Genomic DNA, 9183 nt, shown 5'->3' with positions numbered 1-9183 from the left:
GAGCAGCGTGGCGAAACCGGCGGTGTCGTCCTCGTCCGCCGCGAGCGTGGCCGGCGCCGCGCCCGGGGTGCCGGCACGGTTGGCCACCCGCAGCGCCGCGCCGACGGCGGCGGTCAGTTGCGGGCGCGGCGTGGTGACGACGGGAACGCGGAAGTGCCGCGCGAGCGCGGTGGTGACGGTGGGCAGGTTCGCCCCGCCGCCCACCGAGACCACCGCCACGAGGTCTCGAATGTCGTTGCGCGCCAACGTGTCGTCCAGGACGGCGAGACAGCGCTGCAACGCCGGGCGAATGGCGTCGTCGAGCTCGGCGCGGGTGAGCCGGGTGTCGTCACGGGTTCCCGTCAACCCGTCGGTCACGCCGGTGGCGGTGCTGATCGACAGCCGCTCCTTGGCGCTTCGGCAGCCCGCCCGCAGCCGGCTCAGCGACCCGATGGCCGCAGATCCGGACGCCTCGAACGAGCCAGTGCTGGGCATGTTGGCGACGACGACGCTCAGCAGCGCCTGGTCGATCAGGTCACCGGAGAACTCGGCGAACCGCACGGTCGGCGCCACGGCCTGGAAGTCGCCCCCGGCGCCCATCAGCGTGATGTTGGTGCCCGTGCCGCCGAAGTCGCACACCACCACCGTTCCCTCGGCGGGCAGGCCCGGGTTGGTCCGCACCGCCAGCAGCGCCGCCGCTTCCCGGGGTCAACGGACCGATCCCGGGGCTGGACAAGGTGAATCAGATCATCCAGGAAATCGAGGGGGGCCTGGGCATCAGCGGCATCCCGCAGCTGCCCGGCCAGTGACGCCGATGTCGTTGCGGCTCAGTCTTTTTCGCCCTTGTTCTCCGCGGCGGCGGCCTTCTTGAGCTCCTCGTTGAGGGCCTTGTCCTTTTCGATCTGGTCCTGCAACTCCTGCTCGTCGCGCGTCCCGTCTTCTCCGGACTGAGCGGCGTCGTCGCCGCGGGACTGTTCCGCGTCGTCGGCCTTGCCCTGCCCGCCCTCGGGTTCCTGGTGGCGGGGGTTGCCGTCCTCGTCCAGCCAGTCGTTGACGGCCGTGCCGGAGACGCTGCCGCCGGTGCCGGGCAGCACGATGGTGGGCTTTTCTTTGTAGGCCTCCATCATCTCGGCGGCCTTTTGCTTGTCGTCTTCGTCCGGTTCCGGTTTTTCGGTCACCCGCTGGTCGTCGTCCTGGTCGGCCGCTTTGTCGTCGTGCTCAGCCGTCGTGTCTTCCTGATCAGCTGCTTTGTCATCCTGCACGCTCATACACCTACCCCCTAGCCACCGCAGATTTCGACGATGTCTGGGGGACTACCCGTAACGGCGTTGTGTCGAAACTCTCACCCGACGGATCGTTGGCGCTTGACCAGCGACACCAACGCCTGCGGGATGCGCATCGGTGCGGGTGCGCTTGACAGCCGCCGCGCCACCCCGTCCTCGAGCCCGTCGGCGAAATCCCGCGCCCGGGGATCGCCGACGCCCCCGTCCAGCGCGGCGGTCAACGCGGGAAACAGCGCGGACCGGGCGAAGGCGGCCCACTGGGCGCCGAAGGCGTCGGCGTCGCCGTCCATCCGGTAGCGGCCCCAGAACCGATCCTCGGCGTTGAACGTCTCGAGATGCTCGATCACCAACCCCTCGAAACGGCCGCTGGGCGAGAACGGCGCGCGGAAGTCCTTTTCGGCGCGCGGGAACGTGGGAATCGCCATGCGGTGCACCTCGTCGCGGCGCACCAACCCGCTGCGCGCGTGTTCGTCGAGCGCCTCGACGACGGCCTCGAGCAGCGTGGCGAAACCGGCGGTGTCGTCCTCGTCCGCGGCGAGCGTGAGCACCACCAGCCGGCCCTCGGGCGCCAACTCCCGCCCGCGGAACGCCACGAAGTTGTGCCAGTCCCTGGCGGCCTGGTCGGCGTACGCCGCGCGTGCGCGGCCGTCGGAGCTCCCGGAGATGTGCACGTGATCGCTGATGTCGCAAGGCATTCGGCTCAGCCACTGCGTCGCCCAGGAGGTCCATCCGAGGTTGACGGTCTTCGACGGCACGATCTGGCCGTAGAAGGACCGGCCGATCGCCGAGGTGAAGGTCGCGGCGTCCTGGTGCAGGTAGCTTTCCGGGTCGTCGCTGAGGGTGTGGAACAACGCCGTGAAGTCGTTGGGCGGTACGTCGGTGTGCGCCACCAGGATTGCGTGGTCGTGCCTGGTGCGCCGGCGCAGCACCCGGATCGCCGCCGAGATCGGCCGGAGCGAGTTGTGGCCGTTCGCGGCGCCGTAATCCGCGATCACGATCGGCTGCGAGCCTTCGGGCAGCGGGACCTGTGCGGCGGCGCTTTCGAACAGCGCGATGGCGGGCGTCAGGCCCGCGGCGCGCAGCCGCGAGGCCTCGGTGTACGCCGGCTCGGGCCGCACCACGATGCTCGACTCGGGCATTCGGGGCTCTGGCCGCATCCACCAACGATAATCGTTTCGCCGCCTGGGCTCTTGTCGATGCGCCGCGGTGTCAGTGGCCGCGCGCGACCCACTCCTCGTAGTGCACGATCTCCTCCCCGATGGAGGTGCTGTCGCCGTGGCCGGTGTGCACGACGGTCTCGCCCGGCAAGGTGCCGAGCCGGCCCGAGATCGACGCGAGAATCGTCGGGAAGTCCGAGTAGGAGCGGCCGGTAGCGCCCGGGCCCCCGGCGAACAGGGTGTCGCCGCTGAACACGACGCCCAGGTCGGGCGCGTACCAGCATACCGACCCGGGGGAATGGCCCGGGGTGTGTAGCGCCAACAGCTCGGTACCCCCAACGTCGATCGTCTCGCCGTCAGTGATTGCGCGAAAGTCCTTGCCCTCGTGTGTCATTCGCCACAGCACCTCGTCGGCCGGGTGCAGCAACACCGGGGCGTCCAGGGCAGCGCCCAGTTCGGGGGCGACCGTGACGTGGTCGTTGTGCCCGTGGGTGCACACCACCGCGACCACGTGGCGGCCCGCAACCGCCTCGATGATGGGTTCGGCGGTGTGCGCGGCGTCGAACACCACGACGTTGGAGTTGTCGCCGATCAGCCAGATGTTGTTGTCGACTTCCCAACTGCCGCCGTCGAGTTCGAACGTGCCATGGGTGACGACCCGCTGAATCTCGACCATTACAGCTCCACCACCGACCGCAGCACGTTGCCGCCGTGCATCTTATGGAAGGCCTCCTCGACGTCGTCGAGCCCGATGCGCTCGGTGACGAACTGCTCGAGGGGGAGTCGACCCTGCAGGTAGAGGTCGATCAGTGTGGGGAAGTCGCGCTCGGGCAGGCAGTCGCCGTACCACGACGACTTCAGGGAGCCGCCGCGGGAGAAGAAGTCGATGAGCGGCAGTTCCAGCCGCATGTCCGGCGTCGGAACCCCTACTAGGACAACGGTTCCGGCGAGGTCGCGGGCGTAGAAGGCCTGCTTGTAGGTCTCCGGCCGGCCCACCGCGTCGATCGCCACGTTGACGCCGAACCCGTCGGTGAGGTCCTGGATGGTCTCCACAACGTCGGCATTGCGGGCGTTGATGGTGTGCGTGGCGCCGAACTTGCGGGCCCACTCCAGCTTGGTGTCGTCGGTGTCCACCGCGATGATTCGCCGCGCCCCGACCAGCGCGGCACCGGCGATGGCGGCGTCGCCGACCCCGCCGCAACCGATCACCGCGACGGTGTCGTCGCGGGTGACGCCGCCGGTGTTGATCGCGGCGCCGATGCCGGCCATCACGCCGCAGCCGAGCAGGCCCGCCACGGCCGGGTCGGCGGCGGGGTCGACCTTGGTGCACTGCCCCGCGTGCACCAGCGTCTTGTCGGCGAACGCGCCGATGCCCAGCGCCGGCGTGAGCTCGGTGCCGTCGGTCAGCGTCATCTTCTGCGCGGCGTTGAACGTGTCGAAACACAGGTGCGGGCGGCCCCGCTTGCACGCCCGGCATTGGCCGCACACCGCGCGCCAGTTGAGGATCACGAAATCGCCCGGCGCCACCGCCGTCACGCCGGGCCCGACGGCCTCGACCGTGCCGGCGGCCTCGTGCCCCAGCAGGAACGGGAATTCGTCGTTGATGCCGCCCTCGCGGTACGTCAGGTCCGTGTGGCAGACGCCGCAGGCGATGATGTCGACCAGCGCCTCGCCCGGTCCAGGATCCGGGACGACGATGTCCACCAGCTCGACGGGCTCGCCCTTCTTGCGTGAAATCACACCGCGCACTGTCTGACTCATGGCTCCAACTTAGGGGTTCGCTACCACCCATCTCACCCCGGGCTCTCGCCCGATGACCCGGTGTAGCGTCGCAAAACGTGACGGCAGTGGAGAGCACCGAAGAATTCACCGAGAGGGTCGTCGCGGCCCTCGACGGCGCCAGCCTGACGCTCCTGCTGAGCCTGGGCCACCAGACCGGCCTGCTGGAGACCATGGCCGGCCTGGCGCCGTCGACCAGCGCACAGATCGCCGACGCCGCCGGCCTGGACGAGCGGTACGTGCGGGAGTGGTTGGGCGGCATGACAACCGCGCGCGTCGTCGACTACGACCCGGCCACCGCCAGCTACGCGCTGCCCGCGCACCGCGCGAGTGTGCTGACCCGCGCGGCCGGACCGCACAACCTCGCGGTGGTGGCGCAATTCGTCCCCCTGCTCGGCGAGGTCGAGCAGAAGATCGTCGACTGTTTCAAGCGCGGCGGCGGGCTGCCCTACAGCGAATTCCCGCGATTTCATCAGCTGATGGCCGAGGAGAGCGGCGCGGTCTACGACGCCAGCCTCGTCGACGTCGTGCTGCCCCTCGTCGACGGCCTGCCCGAGCGGCTGCGCTCGGGCGCCGAGGTGGCCGACTTCGGCTGCGGGAGCGGTCACGCCATCAACGTGATGGCGCAGGCGTTTCCGGCCAGCCGGTTCACCGGGGTCGACTTCTCCGACGAGGCCATCGCGGTCGGCGCGGACGAGGCGGCCCGTCTCGGCTTGGCGAACGCCACGTTCGAAAGCCACAACCTGGCGGAGTTGGACAAGGCGGACGCCTACGACGTCATCACCGTGTTCGACGCCATCCACGACCAGGCCCAGCCGGCGCGGGTGCTCGAAAACATCCATCGGGCCCTGCGGCCCGGGGGCGTGTTGCTGATGGCCGACATCAAGGCGTCGAGCCGGCTCGAGGACAACGTCGACGTCCCGATGAGTACCTACCTCTATACGACCTCGCTGATGCACTGCATGACGGTGTCGTTGGCCCTCGACGGCGCCGGGCTGGGCGCCGCGTGGGGCGAGCAGCTGGCCGTCGCGATGCTCGGCGACGCCGGGTTCGACGACGTGCGGGTGACCGAGATCGAGGGCGACCCGATCAACAACTACTACATCGCCAGGAAGTGATGGCGGCCCTCGACGCGTTGGCGGGCTGGCCGGTTCCGGCGTGCGCCGCCGCCGTGGTCGGGCCAAGCGGTGTGCTCGCCACCCACGGCGACGTTGACCGGGTTTTCGAGCTGGCCTCGGTGACCAAGCTGCTGGTCGCGCGGGCCGCGCAGGTCGCCGTCGAAGAGGGCGTGCTCGACCTCGACACCCCGGCCGGGCCGCCCGGCGCCACGATCCGGCACCTGCTGGCCCACGCTTCGGGCTTCGCGATGCTGACCGGTGACGTGCTGGCCAAGCCCGGCACCCGGCGCATCTACTCCAACCACGGGTTCGCCGTGCTGGCCCAGGCGGTGCAGAGCGAGTCGGGCATCGAGTTCGCTGGCTACCTGAGCGAGGCGGTGTGTGAGCCCCTCGGGATGGCCACCACCCGGCTGCCCGGCGGCGCCGCGACCGCGGGGTACGGGGCCTCGTCGACCGTGGCGGATCTGGCCGCGTTCGCGGGGGACCTGCTGCGGCCCCGCACGGTCTCGGCGCCGCTGCACGCCGAGTCGGCCAGCGTGCAATTCCCCGGTTTGGACGGTGTGCTGCCCGGATACGGCGTCCAGCGGCCCAACGACTGGGGCCTCGGTTTCGAGATCCGCAACGGCAAATCCCCGCACTGGACCGGTGGCCGCAACTCCGCGCGCACCTTCGGCCATTTCGGTCAGGCAGGGGGTTTCATCTGGGCCGATCCCGACGCCGACCTGGCGCTGGTGGTCCTGACGGACCGGGATTTCGGGGACTGGGCGTTGCAGCCGTGGCCTGCCGTCTCCGACGCGGTGATAGCCCAATACGGCTAATTGGCGGCTAATTGGCACTGCACACTAGCGCAACACGGGCATCACAAGGCACAATAGACACGCGAGACACACAATTTAACATTCGCGACTGCACGCTAGCGCGCTCGTCGGGTTCACCAGGTCGTTGGGGAAGACGTCCCTCGTGGAACCGAAGGAGCAAAACTATGCGAGCGTCGAATCAATTTGCCGACGTGACCACCGGCGTGGTGTACGTGCACGCTTCGCCGGCTGCGGTTTGCCCGCATGTGGAGTGGGCTCTGTCGTCGTCCCTGGGGGCGAAGGCGAATCTCACGTGGACGCCGCAGCCCGCGATGCCCGGGCAGCTGCGCGCCGTCACCAATTGGGTCGGTCCCGTGGGCACCGGCGCCAAGTTGGCCAACGCGTTGCGCTCCTGGTCAGTGCTGCGCTTCGAGGTGACCGAGGATCCCAGCCCCGGGGTCGACGGCCACCGCTTCAGCCACACGCCGCAACTGGGCCTGTGGAGCGGCGCGATGAGCGCCAACGGGGACATCATGGTCGGCGAGATGCGGCTGCGCTCGATGATGGCGCAGGGCGCCGACACCCTGGCCGCCGAGCTGGATTCGGTGCTCGGCACCGCCTGGGACGAGGCGCTCGAGGCCTACCGCGACGGCGGCGACGTCGGCGAGGTCACCTGGCTCAGCCGCGGCGTCGGCTAGCCGGGATCTCGCGACGAGGGGTGGCTGGCATGGTCTTCGGCAGCGCCACCGGAGCGGTCACTTCCGCGCGGGCCGCAGCAGCCGCAGCGCCCCCGGCACCGCCACGATCTCCGCGGGCAGCGGGCACGCGTAGTCGCCGTCGGCGTAGACGTTGATGCCCGGGCATTCGACGCGGATCGACTTCGCGCGCGCCGTGCTCACCTCGTCGAGGTTGATGTGGGTGCCCTTCATGACCGTCGGGAACAGCCGGACCAACTTGGACCGCGACGCCGAGTGCACCATGGTGATGTCGAGCAGCCCGTCAGTGGGGTCGGCACCCGGGCAGATCAGCAGCCCGCCGCCGTAACTGCGGGTGTTCCCGAACGCCGCGAGCGTCAGGTCGGCGTCGATCTCGCGGGATCCGTCGAGCACCATCCGAAACGACAGCAGCCGCAACTGCGAGAGTTCGGCCAGCATTGCCAGGTAATACCGCAACCGCCCGTGCGGCCAGCTCATCCGGTTGGCGCGGTCGGTCACCAGCGAATCGAAGCCGGCCGCCGCCACCGTGCCGAACCACGTATCGCGTCCGCCGCTGTCGCGAATGCGCGCCAGGTCGATGGTCTGCGCCCACCCGTCGGCCACGACGTCGGCGGCGGCCTCGGGATCTTTCGTGGGGATGCCGAATTCGCGCGCGTGGTCGTTGCCGGTGCCCGCCGGGACAATGCCCAGCGGAATGTCGGTGCCCGCCAAGACCTGCAACGCGTTGGACACGACGCCGTCCCCGCCGGTGGCCATCACCGCGTCGGCACCCTTGTCCAGCGCGGCGGCGACGAGGTGGCGCGCGTCTTGCGCGTCGTCGCCGATGATCTCGACCACCTCCACACCGCGCCGATGCAGCCGGGCGATCGCGAGCTGCGCGGCCCGGATGGCGGCCCCGTGGCCGGAGGCCGGGTTGGTCAACGCGATCACCTTGCCGATCTCGCGCCGGGACTCCCCGGTGCCGGGCCGTCCGCTGGTCACGGAATCAGCTTGCCGGGGTTGAGGATTCCGGCGGGATCCAGGGTCGCCTTGACCGCGCGCAACACCTGCACGCCCAGCTCGCCCACCTCGTCGCGCATCCAGGGTCGGTGGTCGGCGCCGACCGCGTGGTGGTGGGTGATGGTGCCGCCGGTCGCCACGATCGCGTCCATGGCCGCCTTCTTGGCGCCGCGCCACTGCTCGATCGGATTGCCGCGCTGCCCCGCGACCACCGTGAAGTACAACGAGGCGCCGACCGCGTAAACGTGCGAGATGTGGCACATGACCAGCGCGGCAGTGCCGGTCGCGGCCAGCGCGTCGGTAAGCGCTTGCGTGACGGCGGCTTTGAGGGCGGGGACGTTCGACCAGTCGGTGGCGGTCTCCAGGGTCTCGCACAGCGCGCCCGCCGACAACAGTGAGTCGCGCAGGTACGGCGCCCCGAACCGGCCCCGCTCCCAGGCCTGGGCGGGCGCCTCGCCGAGCGACGTGCCGCCGTTGGCGGCGAGCAACGCGCTGGTCTCGGCCTGCCGGCTTTCGACGTGGTCCGTGCTGCCCTCGAACACGGTGATGGCCAGGCAGCCGCCGGTGATCGTGTTTTCGCCGATGGCTTCGGTGGTGGCCAGGTTGACGCCCGTCTCGGCCTCGTCGGAGAGCCGGATGACGGTGGGCCCGGCGCCGGCCTGCGTGACCGCACGCAGCGCGGCGGCCCCTGTCGGGAAGTCGGGGAACGACCAGGCCTCGTAGCGCACGGCTTCGGGAACCCGGTGCACGCGCAGCCGCACCTCGGTGATGACGCCGAAGACGCCCTCCGAGCCGATCAGCAGCTGCCGCAGGTCTGGCCCGGCGGCGGATTCCGGCGCGCGACCCAGGTCCAGCGGGCCCACCGGCGTCACCACCCGCAGGCCCCGCACCATGTCGTTGAAGCGGCCGTAACCCGCCGAGTCCTGCCCGGACGAGCGGGTCGCGGCGAACCCGCCGATGGTGGCGTACTCGAAGCTCTGCGGGAAGTGGCCCAGCGAAAAACCATGCGCGCCAAGCAGTTCCTCGGCCTGCGGGCCGGTCACCCCGGCGCCCAGGACGGCCTGGCCGGACACCTCGTCCAGTGAGATCAACCGGTCGAAGCGGCGCAGGTCCAGCGACACGACGGCGGCGAACTCGCCGCGGGCGGGGTCGAGCCCACCCACCACGCTGGTACCCCCGCCGAACGGGACGACCGCGATGCGGTGCTCGGAGCAGTAGCTCAGGATGGCGGCGACGGACTCGTCGTAACCGGGAAGCAGGATGGCGTCGGGCGCGTCCTGCTCGCCCGTGTCCCGGCGGCGCAACAAGTCGAGGGTGGACTTGCCGCCCGCGTGCAGCAGCCGGTCGAGGTCGGC

At 70.2% G+C, this 9183-nt stretch carries 9 protein-coding genes and 1 pseudogene; 3 read left to right on the top strand and 7 right to left on the bottom strand.

The window, feature by feature from the left end; all coding sequences use genetic code 11:
- From A5714_RS19720 to A5714_RS19700, 5 genes and pseudogenes are all read right to left on the bottom strand, one after another.
- A pseudogene (locus A5714_RS19720) lies at nucleotides 1-687 on the bottom strand (Hsp70 family protein); the annotation flags it as partial.
- Nucleotides 688-806: 119 nt separating this feature from the next.
- The gene (locus A5714_RS19715) at nucleotides 807-1247 is read right to left on the bottom strand and encodes a hypothetical protein (RefSeq protein ID WP_068288042.1); all 441 of its coding nucleotides are present in this window, start codon (nucleotides 1245-1247) and stop codon (nucleotides 807-809) included.
- 74 nt (nucleotides 1248-1321) lie between these two features.
- The gene (locus A5714_RS19710) at nucleotides 1322-2419 is read right to left on the bottom strand and encodes an SAM-dependent methyltransferase (protein ID WP_068288039.1); all 1098 of its coding nucleotides are present in this window, start codon (nucleotides 2417-2419) and stop codon (nucleotides 1322-1324) included.
- Between the two features lie 52 nt (nucleotides 2420-2471).
- The gene (locus A5714_RS19705; protein WP_068066554.1) at nucleotides 2472-3095 is read right to left on the bottom strand and encodes an MBL fold metallo-hydrolase; all 624 of its coding nucleotides are present in this window, start codon (nucleotides 3093-3095) and stop codon (nucleotides 2472-2474) included.
- Entirely contained in the window at nucleotides 3095-4180 is a 1086-nt protein-coding gene (locus A5714_RS19700) for an S-(hydroxymethyl)mycothiol dehydrogenase (RefSeq protein ID WP_068288036.1), read from the bottom strand. The genes A5714_RS19705 and A5714_RS19700 overlap by 1 nt, the downstream gene beginning before the upstream one ends.
- Before the next feature lie 77 nt (nucleotides 4181-4257).
- Between A5714_RS19700 and A5714_RS19695 the strand changes: the two genes are divergently transcribed.
- The 3 genes from A5714_RS19695 to A5714_RS19685 all read left to right on the top strand — a co-directional run bounded on the left by A5714_RS19695 (nucleotide 4258) and on the right by A5714_RS19685 (nucleotide 6811).
- A complete protein-coding gene (locus tag A5714_RS19695) occupies nucleotides 4258-5316 on the top strand; it encodes a class I SAM-dependent methyltransferase (protein ID WP_068288033.1) in 1059 nt (352 codons plus the stop codon).
- Complete coding sequence (locus tag A5714_RS19690; RefSeq protein ID WP_068066544.1) at nucleotides 5316-6134, top strand: serine hydrolase; 819 nt, start codon at nucleotides 5316-5318, stop codon at nucleotides 6132-6134. The genes A5714_RS19695 and A5714_RS19690 overlap by 1 nt, the downstream gene beginning before the upstream one ends.
- A 164-nt stretch (nucleotides 6135-6298) precedes the next feature.
- The gene (locus A5714_RS19685) at nucleotides 6299-6811 is read left to right on the top strand and encodes a DUF3145 domain-containing protein (RefSeq protein ID WP_068066539.1); all 513 of its coding nucleotides are present in this window, start codon (nucleotides 6299-6301) and stop codon (nucleotides 6809-6811) included.
- Between the two features lie 57 nt (nucleotides 6812-6868).
- On the opposite strand, the gene A5714_RS19680 is transcribed toward A5714_RS19685, so the two are convergent.
- Both A5714_RS19680 and A5714_RS19675 read right to left on the bottom strand, forming a co-directional pair.
- Entirely contained in the window at nucleotides 6869-7810 is a 942-nt protein-coding gene (locus tag A5714_RS19680; RefSeq protein WP_068288031.1) for a diacylglycerol kinase, read from the bottom strand.
- The coding region (locus A5714_RS19675) for an FAD-binding oxidoreductase (protein WP_068288028.1) at nucleotides 7807-9183 on the bottom strand (1377 nt) is incomplete at its 5' end. The genes A5714_RS19680 and A5714_RS19675, both read right to left, overlap by 4 nt.

The organism is Mycobacterium sp. E2462 (assembly GCF_001672685.1).
GTDB lineage: Bacteria > Actinomycetota > Actinomycetes > Mycobacteriales > Mycobacteriaceae > Mycobacterium.
The sequence above is the reverse complement of the archived record's forward strand: the minus strand, read 5'-3'. Positions and strand labels throughout refer to the sequence as shown.